We start from the raw sequence: 22,734 nt of genomic DNA, 5'->3' as shown, positions 1-22,734 counted from the left end.
AGGGCAACACATGTATTATATACAGATTGCCCTTTTATTATACAGAGATTTGTTCCAAAATTAAATGCGCGAATTATACTGTGTTCCCAAACATTTCTTAAATGACCAACAAAATTTCAATAGTGTCCAAATTACTGCTAATAATTTCAGCAGTGTTGCTAGCAATTTCCATTTTCGTGCCTATTTGGCAAATAGACCTCCAAGCACCTCAGTATCCTGAAGGTTTGAGTTTGGAGATTTGGGCCAACAAGATCGCTGGAGATGTAAATATCATAAATGGGCTAAATCATTACATAGGAATGAAAACGCTTCACACCGAAGATTTTATCGAATTTACGGTGTTGCCATACATTATTGGCACATATGTTTTACTCTTTTTATTTGCTGCACTAAATGGCACAAAAAAATGCCTCTACATTTCTTTCGGGGCATTCCTCTTATTCGGTATCTTAGCAATGATAGATTTCTGGAAATGGGAATATAATTACGGCCACAATCTCGACCCTAATGCAGCAATCATTGTTCCTGGCATGGCATACCAACCACCACTGATTGGATATAAGCAATTATTGAATTTCGCTGCTTACTCAATGCCTGATATCGGCGGATGGAGTTTAGCAGCTGCAGGCCTACTTGTTTTAATAGCTGTTCTATTGGAAAAAAAGCTGTTCAAATCAGACAAAAACTCAAGCGCTTCCTTTGCTTTTATTTCTGGTATTATTATATTATCATCCTGTGAGGCTGATGGCCCGCAGGCAATCAACCTGAACAAAGATGCTTGCGATTTTTGCAGAATGACCATTTCGGATGGCCGGTTTGGTTCTGAGATGATAACCCGTAAGGGGAGAGCCTACAAATTTGACGATATAGACTGTATGTTGAAATACAGTAATGAGCATAAAGAAGGAAAAGTCAAAAGCTATTATGTTATGGACTATTCAAAGAACAATGTATTAATAGATGCCTCCAAGGCATGGTTTGTTCACCATGCAGATGCCAAAAGTCCTATGGGTGGCAATACAGTGGCTTTTTCTGCTAAAAACGAGGCTGAAGCATATGCCAATAAGCTTGGTGTGCATGTTGAAAGTTGGCAAAAATTCAATAAGAAGCAATAAATCAAGTTATTACAAGAACCTCATTAGCTTGAATACCCATATCTGTAAACGATCCCTTTTAACCGTACTAATAGCCTTAATGCTTTTGGTGCAAAGCAAGGCATTTGCAAAAACTCTGTATGTCGGTGGCGGCAAGCAGTTTTCTACTATAAAAAGTGCCTTGGCTCTTTGCAAGAATGGTGATACAATAATTGTAACCAAAGGCATTTACAATGAAGGCAATATAATAATTGATAAATCCATATGCATGTTGGGCATGTCAATGCCGGTACTGGATGGTGAAAAAAAATACGAAGTACTTTCAATTAAGAGCAGCGGTGTAATTATAAATGGTTTCCGTATACAAAATTCAGGAGAGGGAACACTTAACGATCCTTGTGGTGTTAAAGTTTATAATTCGGACAATGTTAGAATTGAAAACAATGAGCTTCATGATAATTTTTTTGGCATTTATATCCAGTATGGACAAGGTTGCGTCGTGAAAAACAATTTGATTCGTGCGTCTCAAACCTCTCAGCAGCTATCAGGCAATGGCATCCATTGTTGGAAAAGTAGTAACCTGCAGATTATTGGAAATAAAATTTCGGGGCACAGAGATGGAATATATTTCGAGTTTGTAACTCATTCTGTAATATGGAGGAATACTGCCAAGAACAATCTACGTTATGGGTTGCATTTTATGTTTTCGCACAATGATGCCTACTTTACCAATTATTTTAAAAATAACGGTGCAGGTGTTGCCGTAATGTTCACCAATCATGTAGTGATGGCCAATAATACCTTTGAAGAAAACTGGGGGGATGCGGCTTATGGATTATTGCTTAAAGAAATCTCAGATTGTCATCTTTCAGGAAACACATTCATAAGAAACACCACAGGCGTATTTTTTGATGGGACCAACAGGATTTTAGTCGAAAAAAATGTACTCAAAGCCAATGGCTGGGGAATGAGGCTTCAGGCCAATTGCATGGAAAACACCATTTCACACAATAACTTCCTGGCCAACACATTTGATGTAAGCACCAACGGCAGCCTTACCCTCAATCATTTCAATGAAAACTATTGGGATAAATACGAAGGCTACGATCTGGATAAAGATAAAATTGGAGATGTGCCATATCATCCACTCAGCATTTATTCGGTTATTATTGAAAGAGATCCACCCGCTATGCTACTTTTCCGAAGCTTTATGATAAACCTGCTTGACAAGTCAGAAAAACTATTACCTAGCCTCACTCCTGAAAATTTTGTAGATAACAAGCCTTTGATGAAACCATTATTATTATGATTGAAGTAGTTAATGTATCAAAACACTTTGGAAAACTACATGCCTTGAACGGAATTAATCTAAAATTGAACCAGGGTGAATGCATTGCTCTTGTAGGTCCTAATGGCTGCGGTAAAACTACACTTATCAAGACCATTCTGGGTATGGTAATACCTGATGAAGGCAGTATAAATTTTGCCGGTAAAAATATCAAAAACGACAACGAATACCGCAGAAACATTGGATATATGCCACAAATAGGCCGTTACCCAGAAAACATGAGCATAGGTCATGTATTGGATATGATAAAAGGAATCAGGAGCTATAATAAGCCCTTAGATAATGAATTGTATGAAAAATTTGAAATAGGCTCAATGGTCGGCAAAAAAATGCGAACACTCAGTAGTGGCACCACGCAGAAAGTAAGTGCTACGTTAGCATTTTTATTCCATCCCCAGGTGCTCATTCTCGATGAGCCAACGGCGGGACTTGACCCAATTGCATCTGAAATACTTAAGGAAAAAATTATTGCCGAAAAAAACAAAGGCCGCCTTATTCTTATTACCTCACATTTACTTAGTGAATTGGAAGGTATTGTAAGTCAGATCATTTTTATGCAAGATGGCAATTTGGTACTTCATAAGAATGTAGAGGAACTAAAAAGTGGAACCGGAAAGAGAACTATTGCTAGTGCTATCCTTCAGCTTTTAAAAACCGAGAACTAATGATTAAGATTTTGAAATACGTAGCACTGGATATTTTAAAAAATAAAATTATAATCGCTTATACATTTCTATTGATTTTAATTTCACTGAGTGCCTTCAGTTTAGAGGATAATCCTTCTAAGGGAGTGCTGACCGAACTTTCTATTATCCTGCTCACCGTTCCATTAGTGTCCGTCCTGTTTTCTACAATCTACATATATAACAGTAACGAGTTCATTGAACTGCTGATTAGTCATCCAGTAAAACGCAGTATGATTTGGAAAGCGTTATTTACAGGCTTGTCGTTAAGCCTTGTTTTGGCATTTTTGTTAGGGGCAGGCATTCCCATTTTATTGTTCGCTGATTTTTCCGCCGCACTGATGATGACCATTGCCGGCTCATTATTGACCATCATTTTCGTAGCCATAGCATTCTTGACCAGTATGCTCACCCGGGACAAGGCAAAAGGAATTGGAATTTCTATATTGCTTTGGCTGTATTTTGCCCTTCTTTTTGATGGACTGATACTGTTCCTTTTATTTCAACTTTCTGATTATCCTGTAGAAAAATTAGTGGTGCTGCTCAGCAGTCTTAGTCCTATAGATATTTGTCGAATACTTATCTTACTCCAGCTTGATGTATCGGCAATGATGGGTTATACCGGAGCGGTATTTAAAAACTTTTTTGGCACCGATTTGGGGCTTTCCTTATCGTTTTTACTACTTGTTTTATGGATAGTGGTTCCGTTTAAGATTTCTTTGATTAAATTCAAAAAGAAGGACTTGTAAGCAGTATCATTGTTCTTTAAATTGGGATAAGAGCAATCCTAATGCACTGCCCCAAAGTAAAACAGCAATCCCAAACAGCATTTCATTCACAAAAGGTATGGGAATATAGGCAAAGGCTGCAAATCCCTGAATGGCGAGCAAAAGCTCATTGAGAAATACACCTGTTAGAAAAGCAAAAGCTGTTATCATGGCTATTTTGGAAGGATAAATAAATCCTTTAGCAAATAAATAGCCGACAAAAAAGAGACTATAAACTCCCAGGAAAACAAGATGGAGGTAAGCAATCACAATAGGACGGAAACCAAACACCAATTGACTAAGCTGTGGTATAATGGAAATCGTTTGCAGTATAAACTTGATGGTGAGAGCCAATGCTGCCACATAGAAAAACACATTAAGCCATCTATACTGCAACTTTTGTTTCATTTGGCTAAAAATTGGCATTAGTTTAACAAGCAACGAAATCCATGCAGCCAATTGAAGTAAAGTGGCTATTACGGTAACCACGTAAAGCCATAGTGGTATTTTTGCCCAAAGGGTCGACAAAAAGTAGGTAGGAAAAACAGTGAAGGCAAACAGTTGAAAATATTTTTTAATTGGTAAATTTTCAACTGGTAAATTACTCAAAACAATGGCCATCGTTCCAAAAAAGAACCATCCACTATATTGAAAATGCAGATAATAATAAACCGATGCAAGGTAGAGCTCCTGATGGATGTGTTTTGTCACCATCATGTAAACTAAAGTTAGTGGCCCCACAGAAGAGACCACATTAAGCAACAAGCCTGTAACGGCCCATGGCCTTGATTTTTTGTAGGCAATGGGAAAATTCCCCACTTCTTTTATATAGAACACGGTAAATACTAAAGCAATTACAACGGAAAAGGTATAAAATGTAAAGGACACTGGCCCGTATCCCTTAATAGTAAATGCCCCCAACATCCCAAATGCACTAAGCAGGTTGGCCACAATAAGCCTATTGTATTTTTTCACATTCTTTGAAGGCAAATAGGGCTGGATCCCTAAAAGCAGGTTGCTATACAACAAATGACTAACCCAGCCAATTATTGCAAAATGAAAATGAGCAATAAGTAAATTTTTCTGGTTCAAATACGGAAAATCAAAAGCGATTTTATATCGCATAATCATGCCGTAAAGTGCAACAATTACAATGCTGAGTAAACTCAACTTGGCCCATGGCACTAATTTGCTATTCTCCATTTAATTAAGAGTTCCTACTATAACAGTTTAATCTATAGTAAATAAAATTTTTCAAGAAAGCAACTATGGTGATTAGTGGGCAGGTAAATCAGCGACTTTTTAATAGACTATCAAAAGAGCCCTCAGAAAAATCTCTAAGGGCTCTTTTTCGGACCTCATTAATTTAACATCTAAATCTCTGAATTATTTTACTGACCACACTCTTATCAGCTGTTTTCCACTCATCTGAATCTCAAACGCTCCCGGCGATGGATTGGTCGTGTTGCGGATATTACCAAAATAATCGGTATCAATTTTTAAGGCTGATCTATCGGTATTTTCAAATAGTAAATTAGGAACAACAGCCGGACGCAACGATTGTGTTGTCACCAGTTTTCTTGGCTGTTCGGTCAGCCAACCTTTATCGAGGTTAATTTCCAGGTAAATGCCCTCTTTTTGAGTCAATAAACGAGTCATGGCATCAAAATCCTCTTTAACTACAGCGTTGCGTTCTTGTGCATTCTGTTCTTTATATTTTTTCAATTGTTCTTGCGCTTCCTTTCCCATTTCGCCAAATCGCATTGGCTTATCATTGCTAATGGCCCTTACAGCACCTTTAGTATACACATTCCCATCAAAGCTTACCGGAAGGAGCGCTTTACTGTATTGGCTGGCATTACCTCCATTTACAAAAAGATTATTTATAAACTGGACATCCCCTCCGGGGTTATCATGTAATGCAGCAATATAAGTGGAGTGCGGCGGATGAAATGGCGTTAACCGACCATCGTAATTAATAGAGCTGATTTCCCCTCCAAAAATATTATGCACAAAAGCGGCCCCGCTTGAATTCATTGAAATATTGACTTTGGACAATAGCAAATTATTGCTTACCAGCATAGGCCCATGATTCACTTCCAGAAAAATATCGGTGAGGTTGTCATGCATTAGGTTATTCTTTATCTGCGCACCTTGGGCCATCCAATCGAGCCATACGCCTATGTTACTACGATAAATATGGTTTTTAGCTATTTGTACATCTACTGCACCATGGAATTTAATTGCAGCCTGTTCGGCCCCACTAAAAAGGCGGCGAATAAAAATATCATGGATAGTGTTACCCTCAATAGTACTGAAGGCACAACCCATACTGCCTACAATACCTGTTTGTTCACAATAAGCAATGGTATTGTTGCGAACAATATGCCCACCAACGGTTCCCTTACTCCAGCCGAAAGCCAATGCTCTTTTGATGGTGCCTACATAACCTTCTGCTGACTCGGTATCTTTATTATCATAATTATCGCCGTATTTACCCAATGCAATGCCCACGCATTTTGAATACTGAATGGTATTATTTTCGATGATCCAACCACGACTCCAATGCGTACCAATCAATCCCATTTGCTCAGCAGTTGGCGGTGCCCAGTTGGTAGCAGCTTGCTCCATAGTAAACCCACGCACCGTGATAAAATTTATAAAAGGTTTATCGGGATAAAAAACAGTTTGACGAACATTTATTTCTACTAACGCTTCATTGGGATTCACATTCTTGAACTGTGCCCAAATGGTGGTTGTATCAGCATCAACAGAGGCACACCAAAGTGGATTTTTTGCATCGGTGACAGCGTTGATCACTTGTTCTTTTTTTTCGGCCTCCATCAGCCAATCGCCATTCAGGTACACAGCACCACGCAGGTATTTTCTGTCCTTAGGTTGAGGCCAAAACCAATCGCCATGAATGACTTCTTTATACGGATTGAATTTACCAAAAAAACTATTGGGTATCTTAACCACCCAAGTATCATTTTCTTGTTTCTTCCAACCTTTAACAACCTCCGAACCTTTAATTGTTACTTTTTCTCCTTTAGCAGCCTGGTAAACGATTCTTTCTTTTTCGGAGGATCCTCCATGCGGTGGTACAATTTCTTCACGGTACACACCAGCATGAACTGTAATTACATCCCCTGGCATAGCTTTGTTGGCTGCCGCCATAATGGTTTTAAGCGGTTTTGGCCCGCTGCCATCATTTTGATCATTCCCTTTCTCCGACACATGATATTCTCTATAATTGGAAGGCTTAATAATTCCAGGTTTATCATTCGCAAAAACTGCAACACTGCTGATTGTAAGCAGGACAATAAAAAGTCTTTTCATTGAATTCGGGTGTATCATTTAGTCCAAATTATTGTTTTTTTGTTTTGTTTTCAACATAAACGGCATCAATGGTCAGCGACGAGTACTGAATCACAATCATTCCAGAATAAAACTTGCCGGCTCATGCCTACTGATAGCTTGAAATAAAATTAATATGAGTTGATGAAACCGACAATAAACTTCATGTTTTTGTGCTATGGGTTTAAAATTTCGCTGGCGATAATTCGTGATTCATTTTCATTGCCAGCAATTGTTATATACACTTTTTTGTATTTTACTTCTATGAAAACATCTGCAGGTTTATTCAGCGCAAAAATGGTGTTGCCGTTTTTTTTCAAGGATGAAAACCCAGTGACAGCCATCTTTTCAATGTTGTTTTTCTTATCAATTTTTACAGCTGCCAGGCCTATATAATTACCAGAAAATGTCAAGTTATTATGTGTAAAAGTAAAGCTTGTTAAAGCACCGTCCCTGAGGGATTTTGTATCGGTAAATACATAGGAGTTATCTTCGTTTAATACACCATTTTGTAATTCGTTTTTTTTGACACCCAGCTTTGACATTGCCTCCAATGAAAAAGAAGCAGCAACCGATTTCTCTAAAATCTTCTTCCATTCTTCTGTAATATCATTGCCGTTAAAGTCGGTGGTACAGTTTCCTTCTACTAATAGTTTACCACCCTTTTTAAGGTACTCCTGTATAAATTTTGTAGTGCTTTCCCTTGCAAACTGTGGATATAAAAAAACAATTGCATCAAATTCGTGTCCTTGTAAAACCGGCTTGCCATTGGCGCCAATGCGCAACCTGCCATCAGCAATTTCATCGGTAGGAACCAATGCATTAAAATAGCCCGCATCCCATAGCTGGCTTGCCTTTTCTTCTATTTTTAATTTACCATTTATATCGTAGGCGTTTCTTGACAGCGTATCAGGGTACCAGTTAGAAAGCGCCTCCATCCCAAACAATACCAATAATTTTATTTTCGGGAAAGAAGGATTAAACCTGTTTAATAACCGGGCACAATTTTCTACTTTATTGATTTGGGCTTGTGCTGAAGGTTGCTCTATACTTACTCCCCAGCTCTGCACATCATTGATTGCATGGTAATGGGTACGAATGCCATATCTTAAATCGGTTAATGCTTTTGTCCATATTCTGTCAAGGCTTTTGTTATAATACATGTTATACATCGCATTCATTGGATAGCTAAAACCAATTCCAATTTGGGTAGGTTTTGAAGTTCCTTCATCAGTGTGGCCATAGTCCCTTTTAATGTTCCACCAGTTCAGCCCTGTTTGCCATATTTCATCGCCATCTAACGTGTTATGGTGTGTATCATGCAAGCCAATGAACGTATTTTGGCCAAAATAAAGTTTGCCGGCACGGTAAATTTCCGTTTCCAGGCCCATAGTACCGCTACGCATAACGGCCATATAATTATTAATTGCTTTAGCCCTTATGCCTGGATTGCCGACTGGTGCATAACGCATGTCAAAAAATGTTTGCACCAGGTTTAAGCCTGTTTTGGCTTTAAAAACAGAATCCATGGACAGTGAATAGGGTCGTTCCCTGAAAACATTTCCATTTTTTAATTCCCATGCAGGGATAACAGGCAAATTGGTGTACTCATCAAGACCTACACCATCGAACGGTATTTCAGAATATATTTTTAAAGTATTCGTAAGCCTGGCTACAGCTTCGGGATTGTAATTACTCCAGTAATTGTAGTAATGCTGAGTTAGTACATAAACGGTGTAACCTTTCATGGCAGGGCTTTGATCAATTGAAACGGATACGCTATTTCTTGTTTCTGTTTTTTGTACCTGTGAAGTAATATCCTTTAAGCTGCCTGGTATATAAAACCCATCTCCCGATTTTTTAAAAGCATATACCCTGAATAATTCGCTTTTTAACAATAATTGCGTAAGTCGTCTTACATGCTTAGCAGTGGATGTGAATTTGCCTTTGCCATTATCATCCAGTAGTATTTCTCCCTCCTGCACCATCCGTGCTGTATTAGCGATTGGCACGGTATCTTCCGGGGCCCATAACTGAAGCCCTATTTTTAAACCCTTAGCATGTGCATACTTAACTATGTTATCAAAAATGGGGTGCATAGTTTTCGAATCATAGAAATTAACCCCATTTCTTGCTGTCAGAAAAATAAGTGTGTATTTGCTGAAAGCGGAGAGACTGTCAATTTTGTTTTTGTATTTGGTTTCGTCTAATTGGTCTTTTGAGAAAAACCAATAAGCTATCTGCGGATGGTTTATATTGTCAAACGCCGGAATATAATTCTGGACGATTTGATTCAATTGACAAGCCGCTGAAAGAGAAATAAGAAGCGGAATAGTCAGTAATACCAAAAACCGTAAAGAAGTTAGTTTATCTGAAATCATTACAAAACATATTTATATATATTCTTTATAACTGGATGACTTAGTGCTAGCAGTTTTTTTGCGCAAATACAGTAAGACTACTTCATGCAAACAGGGTCAGTCATGGATTGGCCGCATTACGTTTGTTGCCTAAGTAAATCAGTATACTCAATTATTCCAGAATAAAACTTGCGGGCCCAAACCCATTGATAGGGCAACTGAATTTTCCGTTGATAATTTTTATCGTCTTTCCATTTACTTCGCCACGAAGATTAACAGGTGTGGCCATGGTAAAATGTTTTTGTCCCGACAGGGCAATAGCAACCTCTCCCGACTTTCCAGCCATTTCCCATAAACGCAGCAACGTACCCTTGTTGCCATCGGGATCATCACCAAATGCTGTAACCAGTATGCCTTTGCGAGACAACTCTACTCCCTTTTGGGATACAGGTAATGTGCCATCGCCGTTTCCTGCCACTACTGCCTGTAGCGGATAACTTGTTTCCAATGCCGGAACAGTCATGCTTTCAGGCTGTGTTTTATATTTGTCTAATGACCAGATCCTTACACGGGAACTCCAGGAGCCCGGATACCAGTACCGATAATTTGTATTCCACTGGTTATTGTAGAGGTTGAGATATACAACAGGTTTTTTAGGAACAAAATCGAGAGAGAATTTCCAGCAGCCCGGCGTATCCAAACTAATCAGCGGATGATCGATCGGGCACACAGCAATGCCGTTACCGGCAGCATCGGTTAGAGTAACACCCTGACCTACCGAATAAAGGTCTTTGTTGGCGCCTTTCAAAATATCAGTAGCCGGATTCATGATCCCCAGCGGGCGATACACTTTAAAAACAGGATCCTTTATATTGAACGGCAAAGCGAGCCAGTCAGCCTCGGGCCAGTTATCTTTCGCCTTGTTGAGAATGGTTATCTCCAGATCGATATAAGGCTGTCCCTCGGTAAGGGTTACTTTTAATCGTGAGCCGGGTAAATGTCTGGCTGTATCAGCGGGCATTTCAAGGATGGCGGTTTGCTGTAATCCATTGACGTTGATAACCAGTTTTCCTCCGGCTGGAGACGCCATGCGATAAGGAACAACATTTTCTGAGATCATACCAGGCTTGTTAATGCCGGGATGCAGCCAACCTTTCTTTTCCCCCACGGCTTGCTCTCCACGTCCCTGCTGGTAAGCGGCCGTATAGCTTGCCGCCTGCTCATAGGTAAACCGTTCGTTAAAATATTGACCAGTCTGGCGTCCTGAGATATTAGCGGCCCAATCGCGGCCGGTATGTTTGTCAATCAATGATGATATGGTCCCTTTGTTGGCATCGAATGTTATCTTATAGAATTGATTCTCGATGAATTTGTTGGCAGAAATTTGCACAATCTGCTTATCCGGCGCAGGAATAGTTTTGTACCCACTGGGAGGTATATCCTTGACAAACACCTGTTGCCCATTTACCTCTATCAGGCCACTTCGCTGCCAGGGAAGAGGATTATACACGATGATACTGTTGGGAGCAGATTTTACAGATTTTGCAAGCAAGGCGAGATTGTTCTGTTTCAAACGATTAGCGATACTCCATGCGCCACGGCTATAATCTGTTTTATCTTCCCATGATGCTTCCAGATCAGCATATTGGGAAGGCGGCAATTGTTTAAATGCCTCGCCGTATTTGTTAACCGATTTGCTGCCTCCCCAGGTATGCTCTGCATACAAAGCCATCAGTTCATAAGCCTTGGCAACAGAATCGGCAACAGCAGGTACATGCAGCCCCCATGTTTTCAATTGTGTATTGAACGTAGCATCTGTTGCGATCAATGGAGCCGATTGGCGGGCCATGCTCATTCCGCCCGGGTCGCACATACTGCCATGCACCCAGGTATCTGGCATATCGCCTTTCACCACTGGTAAATCAGGGTGTGTCGCCAGCAAGGCGTTGGCAAACTCATCCATCGTACCAACTTTAATTTTCACGCCCGGCATCTTTTTCATTGCTTCATCAAACAATGCTTTTACCTGCGATGCCGTAGGAGGGCCGCTATTATCCAATGTTACAAAAATGGCAGGCCAAACTGCATAAGGCCAGTCAGATGGAGGCAATAATCCACGTCCAACAAAATGCTCACCACCTCCCCACTCATTTGGCCAACGAAGCCCTGTTGTTGTACCGTAAACACTTGAATAGAAGGTCAGCAACCGTGTACCATCAGGTCCTTCCCACCAAAACAGTCCCGGTGTTTGTACAAACCCGCTTGGCCAATTGCACCCTATATGTAAAAACTTCACACCCGCATTGCTGAGAACGGTAGCCAGCTCACGTGAATGAGAAGGCATATCGGTCACTTTCGCTGAATTCGGAAGAGGAAGTTGGTATTGCCTTGTGAGTCGGGAAGCAAAACCCAGTCCACGTGTCACCAATTCCGGTCCGCATAGATCCGTTTCAACAGTAAAGGGCATGGCATGGGTAATAAATTTTCCGGTTCGAAAAGCTTCATCAAGTTTCTGTCGCCGCTCCGCTGTCTGTCCTGGCCAGGGCTCCATCACTTTGGACATCACCCAACCCGGAGCGGTCCATTTGAATTGCTGTTCGGCAGGCAGTGACTTCGATTCGTCCATTACTTTGAGGGCCTTATCGATCATGTCGGTACGGTAATACTGCACAAGATCCTTTACCCGATGGGTGTAGCCAATATCGAAGTGTGTTTTAAACACCACAATAATCTCTTTCACGGCTTTGCTGGGTGTAAAACTTTCCGTTTGTTTGTCCTTTAGAGATGAGGTTTGTGCACAAACTGTTGTTGCTGTAAGATTTAGCGACAACAGGGAGAGTATCCCAATGCAGAACTTGTTCATATTATCTTATTAATGCGTTTGACGTTATGTAGTACCAAATATTGTTATAAACCAGGCTACCGCAAGGATACCGTCCTTCACAAGGCGCAGGTGAAGCTTGTTCAACAACTCCTGAACACAAAATATGTGTGTTTTACCAAAGTTTAAACTGATGAACTCCTTAGATGTCGTTGCCAAAAAAGGAAGGAGCTTGCCTGTCCTCAGGTAGAGGTTACGGCGAAACTCCCTAGATTGAACTTTCCGAAAATCTGATTAGGTATTTTCACCTCCCAAGCATCATTACCGGCCTTCCGCCCATAGTTTAATTCTTTGTTTCCCACTATTCTTTATTTCAAAAGGCCCTGGAGAAGGATTGTCCGAATTACGCTTGTTGCCCAAATAATCGGTATCAATGCTCAACACCTTCCCATCCCGGTCCTCAAAAGGCTGATTGGGAATTATCGCACTGCCGAGCACCGAAGTTGTAACCAATTTTCTTTTTTGCTCAACCAACCAGCTATTATCAAAACAGATATTCAAATAGGCATTGCCATTCTCATTGACCAACCCAACAGCTGCATCAAACTCTGGTTTCATTAGAGCATCTATTTCTGTTTTGCATTGCAGAGCAGGCAGCTCGAGCATTTTTCGACTGCTTTTCCTGTGATAATCAATGGGCTGCAATATGTTAGCACCCTTGACGTACACATTTCCAGCAAATTTTACCGGCAACAACATGCTGTCGCACGGTCTGGCGTTTCCACCATCGACGAATAAATTATTGATAAACTGCAGGCCTCCGCCGGGGTTATCATGAAATCCTGCAATATCTGTAGAATGAGGCTTATGATAAGGCGTTAATCGCTTTTCATAGGTAATTACATCCATCCTCCCTGCAAAAAGATTGTGAACAAAAGCCACACCACTTGCATTCATCTTTAAATTAGTGGGCGACAGCATTACATTATTGCTAATTAAAATAGGACCGTGCGTTACCTCCGTAAACAGATCCCAGGAATTTTCATGTAATAAGTTATTGCTCACCTGTGCTCCTTGCGCCATCCAATCGAGCCAAATACCGAAATAGGTATGATAAATATGATTATTGCAAATTCGGGTATCAATCGCTCCGTGAAACTTGATTCCTGCCATCTCTGCACCACTGAACATGCCTCTCGTAAAAATATCGTGAATTAGATTGCCTTCAATGGTGCTAAAAGAACAGCCCATGCTGCCAACGATACCTACCTGTTCACAATAAGCTATTTGGTTATTTCGAACAACATGGCTGCCAACAGTACTTTTATTCCAGCCATTTGCCTGGGCCCGCTCAACAGTTGCCACATAACTTTCCGCCCGTTCTTCACAGGTATTATCCCATTTGTCACCGTATTTACCCAAAGTAATCCCAGCGCACATGGAGTACTGAATAATATTGTCTTCAATAATCCACCCCTTGCTCCAATGTGTTCCCAGTAATCCCTTTTGTTCTGCTGTACAGGAAGCCCAGTTGGTGGCCGCATGCTCCATAGTAAAGCCACGAACGGTGATAAAATTGATATAAGGTACCTTAGGATAAAATACGGTTTGCCGTACGTTTATTTCAACAGTCTCCCTGTTGGGATCAGCATACTTGAACTGAGCAAATAGGGTTGTAGTAGTTGAATCCACTTCAGCCCACCAGAGCGGATTTTTCAGATCAGCATGCTGCATCACTTCATCTTTGTTTTCAGCCTCCATCAGCCAGTCACCTTTTAGATATACAGCTCCTGTATGGTATTTTCTTTCTTTCGGCTTTGGCCAAAACCAATCACCATGTATAGTGTCGCTATAGGGGTTGAATTTGCCAAAAAAACTATTGGGTATCTTTACCACCCAAGTATCGTTTTCCAGTTTCTTCCAACCTTTGATGATCTCGGAGCCTTTAATCTCTACTTTCTCGCCTTTGGCGGCTTGGTATACGATTCTTTCCTGATCGGAATTGCCTCCTCTTGGGGGTGTGATTTGTTCACGGTAAATACCAGCATGTACGGTAATTACATCGCCGGGCACCGCCACGTTCGACGCCGCCGTAATGGTTTTAAAGGGTTTGCTTAATGATCCGTCATTCTTATCACTTCCATTCACTGACACATGGTACTCCTTGGCGTGAGGAAGTTTATCATTATTTGACTTGTCTTTTGCAAAAGCAGAAAAGCTGCTTAATGCAAATACTGCAATTAATATTTTTTTCATTTTTAATTTACTGACGGGTTACCACACTTTTATCTTTTGTTTTCCGTTTTCCTTTATTTCAAAAGCACCCGGTGAAGGATTGGCTGTATTGCGCTTATTGCCGAAATAATCAGTATCTATTTTCAATGGTGAACCATCAGGGTTTTCAAATTGGGCGTTAGAGATGCGGGCTTTGCCTAAAATCGATGAGGTTACCAAATTTCTCTTTTGGGCCAACCAATCTTTATCCAACGCTATTTCCAGGTACACACCATTTTCCTGCAGCAACAAAGTATCTGCAGCGTCAAATTCATTTTTCACCAACGCATTTGTTTCTGTTGCCAACTGCTCTTTATATTTTTTCATTGTCTCGGCCGCATCCTTTTTCAATTCCCCCATTCCCCTTTTCTCCTTTACACCAATGGCCCGAACAGATCCCTTCGTGTACACATTTCCATCAAATGATACCGGCAATAACGCACTACTATAATTGCTTACATCACTTCCATTTACAAACAGGTTATTAATAAACTGTGCTTCTCCACTTGGATTATCATGAGTGGCTACCACATGTGTGGAATGGGGCAAAAGATAAGGCGTCAGGCGGCTATCATAATATACAATGCTGAACTTGCCGCCAAAAAGATTATGGACGAAAGCTGTACCCTGGGAGTTCATTAAAACGCTATTCTCAGAAAGCGAAATATTGTTACTTACCAAAGCAGGGCCATGACTAACTTCGATAAAAAGGTCCCGCCCATTATCATGCATCAGATTGCCTTTTACCTGTAGCCCTTGCGCCATCCAATCCAGCCACATGCCCATAACCGACCGGTAAATATGATTGCCACTGATGACTACATCCACCGCCCCATGGAATTTTATGGCAGCCTGTTCCCAGCCTGCAAATAATTTACGAACATGAATATCATGGATCTGGTTGTTTTCAACCCGGCTGAACGCACAGCCCATGCTGCCAACGATACCAGTTTGCTCACAATAGGCAATTTGATTGTTTCGCACCAGGTGTCCTCCGACTGTCCCCTTATTCCATCCAAAAGCCAATGCCCGCCTGATTGTGCCTTCATAACCTTCGGCGGATTCAGTATTCTTGTTGTCCCATTCATCTCCATGCTTGCCCAAGGCAATACCTGAACATTTTGAATATTGAACCGTATTGTTTTCGATGATCCAACCACGGCTCCAGTTGGTGCCGATCAAGCCCATTTGCTCTGCAGTTGGTGGCGCCCAGTTGGTGGCGGCATGTTGCATCAAAAACCCTCTTACGGTAATGAAATTGACAAAAGGTTTCTTGGGATAAAAAACAGTTTGTCGTACATTGATCTCGGTGGTTTCCTTGTTGGGATCTACATTTTTAAATTGTGCCCAAATGGTAGTAGTGGTTGCATCCACTTCGGCCCACCACAGTTGATTTTTTTCATCAGCAGCTTTCATTACTTCCGGTTGTGAAGCAGCTTCCATCAACCAGTCGCCGTTTAAATACACTGCACCTGTGTGATATTTCCGTTCTTTAGGTGTAGGCAAAAACCAATCGCCACGGATCAGGTCGCTATAAGGATTAAATGTTCCAAAAAAACTGTTCGGGATCTTTGCTTCCCAGGTATCGTTTTCCAGTTTCTTCCAACCTTTGATGATTTCGGAGCCTTTGATCTCTACTTTCTCGCCTTTGGCAGCCTGGTATACGATTCTTTCCTGATCGGAATTGCCTCCCCTTGGTGGTGTGATCTGTTCACGATAAATACCCGCATGTACGGTAATTACATCGCCCGGCATGGCCGCGTTCGACGCAGCCATAATGGTTTTAAAAGGCTTCGTTACGGACCCGTCATTCTTATCACTTCCATTCACCGAAACATGGTATTCCTTAGCGTGAGGAAGTTTATCATTAGTTGATTTGTCTTTTGCAAAAGCAGAAATGCTACTTAATGATAGTAATAAAATAAAGACTCTTTTCATTTAAAAGCCGGATTTGTTAGTTGTATCGGTTTCTCAACAATTCCATCATATGAACATTCACATCCCATTGATTGCAGATGGGCGATGAATTAGCCGGCAGGTGCACCATATAAGGATATGGACCAAACTCCGGTGCGATCGTTAATAAAGTGTTTTCTTTTTTCTTTCTTTCAACCACCTTATCCCACCAGCTCAGATGCGCATTCAATGCATGCTGCCATTCGGGCATGCGCGGATCCGGAATCTGCGGTCCACAAAGATAACCTACTCTTGCATGGATATGCTCGGTACGCTGAATAGCCAGCTCCATTGTTTCAGCCTGATCTTCTAAGAATGATTCTGCCACACATACCCAATGTGATGCGTCGAGTGTAAGCTTCAGATCCGGTATTTTGTGGAGATATTCTTTGGTTGTATGAGCCGCAAAGGAGAATTTATTACGATGGGTTTCATGCACTACATTCACCCCTGTTTGACGAGTAAACAGTGTTGCAGTCGCTATCAGAGCGCTATTCTGCTCCATGTTAAAAAAGTCGCGACCGGTCTGGGAATTAATCTTTACGCACGGAAAAGACTTTACTTTTTCAAGCCAGGCACTATATAGTTCGATATGTTTTGAAAATTCCGCTTCGACAGTATCGTAGTGTTGTACAATAATCTTCAGCTTATTTTTTTCGGCGACGCTTAGAACTTGGTGCATTTCTTGTTCGCTGGCATTATGAGCCATGCCATATTCAAAGCCGTCATAACCGGCCTCACTTACTTTTTGACCAAAAGCTGCCCAACTTAAGGCTTCACTTCCCCAACGGGGGCAATAAAATTGAATCTCCATAGGTTATAATTCGGTTTTAATTTGTAATACTTCAGGGCGTAAATAAGGCTTATTGGCATCTTCTAATCCTTTCCAGGCATAAGGATCGTCTCCGGCTACCATCACAATGTCTCGCAAATCTTCGGTAGACGGTAACTTTCCATCCTGATCCCAAGGCAACATTGACTCGGCACTCATATAATGATTGACCAAGGCGGTGCGGAAACAATCACTTGTTTTATTACGACGTGAGCTGTGCAGGGTATATCCATTAAAGAATACTACCGAACCTTTTTTGACTTCTACCGGAATCACCTGATCAGAACTGTAAGGAGATACATCAATGGTATCCACATCAGCATATTCATTGGAATCATTCTTCACTCTCCTCATCATATGCCCGGGCCGACCTGGAATGATCCAGAGACAACCATTTTCGATGGAAGCGTCGTCAATAGCGATCCAAACGCCGGTAAGTGATTGGTCGCGAGTAGGAATATAAAACTCATCCTGGTGCCATGCCTGCCCCGCTTTGCCAGGTCCCTTCACAAACAACATGGATTGCATGCACTTCACATTGGGACTAATAACATTCACCAATACACTAATGATCTTTTGGTGAAACAAATACTTATAAATCACCGGGGAAATCTTATGTGGAAAATGAATGGCCACATATTTTTTCAATACTTCGGCATCCATTTCATGCTCGTCAACAGGCAGCAGACCATCTACATCACCGCGATTTCCACGGAAAATAGCTGCAGTTTCCTTTTTTAACTCTTCAGTTTCAAAAGGCGACAAAAGATCAGATGCAACCAGGTATCCATATTCAGCATAGAAAGCGATGTTTTCTTTACTGATACTTCCGTTTTTTATATAAGAATGTTCTCTGTTCATAGTGTAAAATGTTTTATGAGATGAATAACGTCTCAATTTCTTCCAATGATTTACTTTTGGTTTCCTTCACATTATAGAACATATAAACAAAGGCCAAAGCACAGAATACAGCATAAGTAAACATGGTGTAAGCCACACCTAAATGTTTTGTCATTACCGGGAAGCTAAGGGTTACGGCAAAGTCGGCCAGCCACAAGGATAATGTTGCCACTGATAATGCCAGGCTGCGAATAAGGTTAGGAAAAATTTCGGAGATATATACCCAAACCACTGCGCCCATTGTAGCCCCGAACGAAGCAACATATAGCAACATGAAGATGAGTACGATATAATGATCAAAATAACTGTAGCGAAAACAAAGCCCCACTGCTACCAATGAGACTCCCATCAACACGCTGCCTATTAACAGCAGTTTCTTCCTGCCCACTTTATCTACCAATCCAATAGCTATAAAAGTTGATATGATATTAACGACACCGATCGCAATGGTTTGTAATAGGGACGAGGAGCTACTAATACCTGTCTCCTTAAAAATAACAGGCGCATAGTATATGATCGAATTGATACCCGTTACCTGCTGAAATACAGCCACTATTATTCCGATCAATACAACTGGTCTATAGGTTTTGATGAACAGCTGTTTGATGGAAACACTATGCTTAGCGTGAAAACTGTTTTCAATTTCGGCCACCTCTTTTTCGATTGATTCAGTCTCCGAAATCTTTTCAAGAATGGCTGTTGCGGCAGCCTTCTTTCCTTTCATGATAAGCCATCTGGGCGTTTCAGGCACCAATAGCAACAACAGAAAAAACAATAATGACGGTGCTGCCTGCGAAGCAAACATCCATCTCCAGCTATTATCACCCATTCCATCGAAAACATAGTTGGCAAAGTAGGCCACAAGGATCCCGATCACAATAGCCATTTGGTAACAGGCAACGAGCCTTCCCCGCCATTTTGCCGGCGACATTTCCGCAATGTACATGGGTGACACCATAGCTGCTGCACCTACTCCCAAGCCGCCAATCAGACGAAACAGGATAAACACAAATAACTGATGTGAAATTCCTGCTCCTATACCTGAAACCGCAAACAGTAAAGCACACACAATCAGGATGAGTCGTCTTCCATATTTGTCGGCGAAATATCCGGCAAACATTGCCCCTATAGCACATCCTACCAGAATGGAACTTACCGACCACCCTAATATGTATTCATCCATGACAAAGTAGTCTTTTATATAAGGGATCGCGCCGGAAATGATGGCTGTATCAAACCCAAACAATAGTCCACCTAATGCAGCTACGCCACTAACAAGCATAATGAACCACATATTGGACTTGGTGCTTGCTTTGCCTGGCATCGTTGCCTCATCAATTTCGAAGGCAACGGTATTTTTGGTTGAGGTATTCAAGATAAAGAATTTAAAAAGTGAATGGATCGTAGGTTTCTATTTAAGCTCCACTGAATGTGATGCATTCACTATGGAACCATTTTTAAGAACTGGAATACTACTTAAAAGGTCTTTGATTTCGGGATCTTTATCATCGAACAATAAAGGGAAAAACTGGCTGTTAAGCACCAAATCTTGTTCCATAGGCGGAAAGCTGGATAAAGCGTCCATTCGTTCATATCCTGCCGTGTTGCCCATCGTTTCATGTCCCATTGCATTAATAACTATGGCTCTGCGAGATCTTTCAGAATAATTGGCATAGGAGCCGTGCATTGTCAGCGGATGATGAAAACTTGCATAACCCTTAGGCAGTTCATTGGCCACTTTCTTTTCAAATGCAACACATTGATCTTCGGTCAGAACCTGCTTAACTGAATCCATATCGCCGGCAAGACCTGTGATTGGCAGTAAACCCCATTTGTGACTCCCCGGAACATAGTAAAGGCAACCATTTTCTACACTGGCATCATCCAGGCCGATCCAGCAGGTAAGGTGTTGCATCGGTTTGGTAAAAGTCCAGTAAGAAAAGTCCTGGTGCCATGCCACCACGCCACCATGCTTGGCTGGCTTACAAAATAACTGATCGTGAAAAAGCCTGAACGATTGTCCCATTAGCTGGTATGCCGCCATGCGATAGGCTGGAGACCAAATAAGGTCATGAAAGCCTGGTGTAATACGCCATGCTCCAATTGCATGAAAAAGCACTTTATTGGGGTCTTCCGATTCGTTGCTCTCATAATAATAAAACAATTGTTTTTCTTCGCCCGTTACGGATTGCAGCTTTGTCAATTCTTCATTCAGCCGATCTACCTGTTCCTCGCTTAATATCTTAATACCCGAGAGATAGCCGTTTTCGTGAAATGAACGAATTTGTTCCTCTGTTAAGACATATTGTTCCCATTCAGCGGCGCATTTCGGCTGTTCAAATATATTGGCAATCGGGTTGCTGAAATTTGACAGGTCAATAGAAGTGGTTTCATTATTTTTCATAGCCAATTTTTTTATAATGATTTAGGTTATAATTACATATTATCAATTGAGGCACTTAAGCTAAAGTGGATTAATCACAAATCAAAAATTTGCCAAAGCAGTAAAAGTGAAACCAGGCTAGGAAAACGTTTGAAAATACCCTTTCAAACGTTTTCGTATTTTTTCACAATAAGAGAAATCCCAGCCGTTTCTAAAATGGATTAATCCACACTAAGAATGGACTTTAATAGGACAAACCTTGATACTTTGAAAAACGACAGCATTTAATCTTTGAGATGAAAACAAAAAAAATCCCAGCCTCCTCGGAAACTGGGATGATCATTAAAAACATTATCTTATTTCAAGACGATTCGATCTAATTTTTTTGTTTTTTAAGTCTCTCATAAAGGAGACTTAGGAGAGCTACGGGTTTATTAATTTTTATAATTCCAATCAGCGGCATCTGTACGAAAAGGAGCTGCAGGAAGTCCTGCTCCGTTATACAGATTTGGCATAGCTGCTTCGTTCCATGCAAAACGCACTGTGGTAGGCTTGGTAATTTCAGGAGCAGAAACAATAATCTTATTACCCTGAATTTTAGCTGTTGCAGGTACAAATTTGCCATCCTTTCCAGCTATGGTAAACCAGTTTAAAGGCTTACTATCAATAGTTTTTAATCCATCTGAATAAATGAAGGACAAGATGGCTTTATCATTTTTCACCTTCATGCTCTTAAAAACAGGTCCACTGCATACCACCTTTTTATTATAATCATTAGCCATTGAAAGTAAAGCAAGCCTCCTGCCCACTTCCCATTTATAAGATGGGTGAATATCAGTAAGGGTATCCACCAGGTCAGTCACAACAGCCATCCCTGTATGTGGTATCTTTAACGCTTGTGTCTGTCCTTCCCAAAGCTCTGGAAGTGTTTCCGGCATGTGCAGTATGTCATTTTTGTATTTGGAATAATAGTAAGGAGCAATCAATACTGAATAGAAAGGGAGTTTGTTATTTCCCCATTGCTTGCGCCAACCATCAATCAAAGCCTGCATTTTATCGGCATAACGTATTCCATCATTGATCAGGCAATTTGACTCGCCCTGGTACCATAGAAAGCCACGTATTGCAAAGGGGGCTAAAGGCTGTATCATGCTTTTATAATTCATTCCAGGAACAACCTTATCAACCATAAAAGGCGTCTTATCGCGCTCTGCTGCAAATGCGGGTAAAACTTCATAAGCCTCAGAAGGTGTCCACGGCTCAATGCGGCTGCCACCCCATGATGATGAAATGACACCAATTGGTATGTTCAGCTCTGCCTGAATAGATTTTGCGAAATAAAAACCAGCCGCTGAAAACTGCTCTAAGGCCGTACCACCGCATTCATTCCAGCCGGTAGTTGTTACGTCAGGAGTACTTAGTACTTTTTCTACTTTAAATATGCGAATATTGGGATAAGTTTTGGTTAACTCCAGGGCGGAACTGTCCACGCCTTTCTTAGGCTTTGCATAATTGGACTTCAACTTCATCGGATATTCCATATTCGACTGTCCTGAACATAACCATACTTCACCCACAAGAATATTTGAAAGCGTAATGGTATTGCTGGCAGTTATTGTCAATACCTGGGGCTTATCCGAAGCTTTTAAAGGAGATAACATTACTTTCCAATTTCCAGCTATATCGGTTTTCGTCGTTTTTTGCTGGCCCGAAAAAGATACAGTAACACTTTCGCCGGGAGCAGCCCATCCCCATACAGGCACCGGCTTTTCGCGTTGTAATACCATATTACTTCCCAATACTTTTGGGAGTCTGACTTGTGCTTGAATACAAACAGAAGAAGTCAAAAGAAGAATAAGAGTGAATAATGTTTTTAATTTCATTGTTAAAATTACTTTGGATAACTAGGGCCCTTCGTATCAAAAAACGCGCGCTTACGAATTTGCAAACTGTCATATG

Annotated in this window: 15 protein-coding genes; 4 read left to right on the top strand and 11 right to left on the bottom strand. The window is 41.1% G+C overall.

What is annotated here, in order from left to right:
• The first annotated feature begins 101 nt into the window (after positions 1 to 101).
• From L2B55_RS02095 to L2B55_RS02080, 4 genes are all read left to right on the top strand, one after another.
• Positions 102 to 1,115 (top strand): nitrous oxide reductase accessory protein NosL, encoded by a 1,014-nt coding sequence (locus L2B55_RS02095; RefSeq protein ID WP_237848637.1) that lies wholly within the window; start codon positions 102 to 104, stop codon positions 1,113 to 1,115.
• Positions 1,116 to 1,194: 79 nt separating this feature from the next.
• Complete coding sequence (locus L2B55_RS02090; protein WP_237848636.1) at positions 1,195 to 2,403, top strand: nitrous oxide reductase family maturation protein NosD; 1,209 nt, start codon at positions 1,195 to 1,197, stop codon at positions 2,401 to 2,403.
• Entirely contained in the window at positions 2,400 to 3,107 is a 708-nt protein-coding gene (locus L2B55_RS02085) for an ABC transporter ATP-binding protein (protein WP_237848635.1), read from the top strand. The genes L2B55_RS02090 and L2B55_RS02085 overlap by 4 nt, the downstream gene beginning before the upstream one ends.
• A complete protein-coding gene (locus L2B55_RS02080) occupies positions 3,107 to 3,874 on the top strand; it encodes an ABC transporter permease subunit (RefSeq protein WP_237848634.1) in 768 nt (255 codons plus the stop codon). Before L2B55_RS02085 ends, L2B55_RS02080 begins: the two co-directional genes overlap by 1 nt.
• Before the next feature lie 6 nt (positions 3,875 to 3,880).
• On the opposite strand, the gene L2B55_RS02075 is transcribed toward L2B55_RS02080, so the two are convergent.
• The 11 genes from L2B55_RS02075 to L2B55_RS02025 form a co-directional block, all read right to left on the bottom strand.
• The gene (locus tag L2B55_RS02075; RefSeq protein ID WP_237848633.1) at positions 3,881 to 5,095 is read right to left on the bottom strand and encodes a hypothetical protein; all 1,215 of its coding nucleotides are present in this window, start codon (positions 5,093 to 5,095) and stop codon (positions 3,881 to 3,883) included.
• A 183-nt stretch (positions 5,096 to 5,278) separates the two neighbouring features.
• Entirely contained in the window at positions 5,279 to 7,231 is a 1,953-nt protein-coding gene (locus L2B55_RS02070; protein WP_237848632.1) for a right-handed parallel beta-helix repeat-containing protein, read from the bottom strand.
• A gap of 194 nt (positions 7,232 to 7,425) precedes the next feature.
• Positions 7,426 to 9,630 (bottom strand): hypothetical protein, encoded by a 2,205-nt coding sequence (locus tag L2B55_RS02065; protein ID WP_237848631.1) that lies wholly within the window; start codon positions 9,628 to 9,630, stop codon positions 7,426 to 7,428.
• A 151-nt stretch (positions 9,631 to 9,781) separates the two neighbouring features.
• A complete protein-coding gene (locus L2B55_RS02060) occupies positions 9,782 to 12,160 on the bottom strand; it encodes a glycoside hydrolase family 38 C-terminal domain-containing protein (protein ID WP_237848630.1) in 2,379 nt (792 codons plus the stop codon).
• A 591-nt stretch (positions 12,161 to 12,751) separates the two neighbouring features.
• On the bottom strand, positions 12,752 to 14,686 hold the full coding sequence (locus tag L2B55_RS02055; RefSeq protein ID WP_237848629.1) for a DUF1565 domain-containing protein: 1,935 nt from the start codon (positions 14,684 to 14,686) through the stop codon (positions 12,752 to 12,754).
• A gap of 18 nt (positions 14,687 to 14,704) precedes the next feature.
• On the bottom strand, positions 14,705 to 16,642 hold the full coding sequence (locus tag L2B55_RS02050) for a right-handed parallel beta-helix repeat-containing protein (RefSeq protein WP_237848628.1): 1,938 nt from the start codon (positions 16,640 to 16,642) through the stop codon (positions 14,705 to 14,707).
• Positions 16,643 to 16,658: 16 nt separating this feature from the next.
• Positions 16,659 to 17,474 (bottom strand): sugar phosphate isomerase/epimerase family protein, encoded by an 816-nt coding sequence (locus L2B55_RS02045; RefSeq protein WP_237848627.1) that lies wholly within the window; start codon positions 17,472 to 17,474, stop codon positions 16,659 to 16,661.
• 3 nt (positions 17,475 to 17,477) lie between these two features.
• Positions 17,478 to 18,353, bottom strand: a complete 876-nt coding sequence (locus tag L2B55_RS02040) for a phytanoyl-CoA dioxygenase family protein (protein ID WP_237848626.1) — start codon at positions 18,351 to 18,353, stop codon at positions 17,478 to 17,480.
• 13 nt (positions 18,354 to 18,366) lie between these two features.
• Complete coding sequence (locus L2B55_RS02035; RefSeq protein WP_237848625.1) at positions 18,367 to 19,767, bottom strand: sugar porter family MFS transporter; 1,401 nt, start codon at positions 19,765 to 19,767, stop codon at positions 18,367 to 18,369.
• Positions 19,768 to 19,803: 36 nt separating this feature from the next.
• Complete coding sequence (locus tag L2B55_RS02030) at positions 19,804 to 20,796, bottom strand: phytanoyl-CoA dioxygenase family protein (protein ID WP_237848624.1); 993 nt, start codon at positions 20,794 to 20,796, stop codon at positions 19,804 to 19,806.
• A gap of 413 nt (positions 20,797 to 21,209) precedes the next feature.
• The gene (locus L2B55_RS02025) at positions 21,210 to 22,658 is read right to left on the bottom strand and encodes a sialate O-acetylesterase (RefSeq protein WP_237848623.1); all 1,449 of its coding nucleotides are present in this window, start codon (positions 22,656 to 22,658) and stop codon (positions 21,210 to 21,212) included.
• Positions 22,659 to 22,734: the final 76 nt, after the last annotated feature.

The sequence above is a fragment of the Solitalea lacus genome, assembly GCF_022014595.1.
In the GTDB taxonomy this organism is placed as follows: domain Bacteria; phylum Bacteroidota; class Bacteroidia; order Sphingobacteriales; family Sphingobacteriaceae; genus Solitalea; species Solitalea lacus.
This window is presented reverse-complemented; position numbering and strand designations above follow the sequence as displayed.

Coding starts and splice junctions, on each gene's coding strand:
- L2B55_RS02095 (WP_237848637.1), top strand. CDS start 102: ATGACCAACAAAATTTCAATAGTGTCCAAATTACTGCTAATAATTTCA.
- L2B55_RS02090 (WP_237848636.1), top strand. CDS start 1,195: ATGCTTTTGGTGCAAAGCAAGGCATTTGCAAAAACTCTGTATGTCGGT.
- L2B55_RS02085 (WP_237848635.1), top strand. CDS start 2,400: ATGATTGAAGTAGTTAATGTATCAAAACACTTTGGAAAACTACATGCC.
- L2B55_RS02080 (WP_237848634.1), top strand. CDS start 3,107: ATGATTAAGATTTTGAAATACGTAGCACTGGATATTTTAAAAAATAAA.
- L2B55_RS02075 (WP_237848633.1), bottom strand. CDS start 5,095: ATGGAGAATAGCAAATTAGTGCCATGGGCCAAGTTGAGTTTACTCAGC.
- L2B55_RS02070 (WP_237848632.1), bottom strand. CDS start 7,231: ATGAAAAGACTTTTTATTGTCCTGCTTACAATCAGCAGTGTTGCAGTT.
- L2B55_RS02065 (WP_237848631.1), bottom strand. CDS start 9,630: ATGATTTCAGATAAACTAACTTCTTTACGGTTTTTGGTATTACTGACT.
- L2B55_RS02060 (WP_237848630.1), bottom strand. CDS start 12,160: ATGGAGCCCTGGCCAGGACAGACAGCGGAGCGGCGACAGAAACTTGAT.
- L2B55_RS02055 (WP_237848629.1), bottom strand. CDS start 14,686: ATGAAAAAAATATTAATTGCAGTATTTGCATTAAGCAGCTTTTCTGCT.
- L2B55_RS02050 (WP_237848628.1), bottom strand. CDS start 16,642: ATGAAAAGAGTCTTTATTTTATTACTATCATTAAGTAGCATTTCTGCT.
- L2B55_RS02045 (WP_237848627.1), bottom strand. CDS start 17,474: ATGGAGATTCAATTTTATTGCCCCCGTTGGGGAAGTGAAGCCTTAAGT.
- L2B55_RS02040 (WP_237848626.1), bottom strand. CDS start 18,353: ATGAACAGAGAACATTCTTATATAAAAAACGGAAGTATCAGTAAAGAA.
- L2B55_RS02030 (WP_237848624.1), bottom strand. CDS start 20,796: ATGAAAAATAATGAAACCACTTCTATTGACCTGTCAAATTTCAGCAAC.
- L2B55_RS02025 (WP_237848623.1), bottom strand. CDS start 22,658: ATGAAATTAAAAACATTATTCACTCTTATTCTTCTTTTGACTTCTTCT.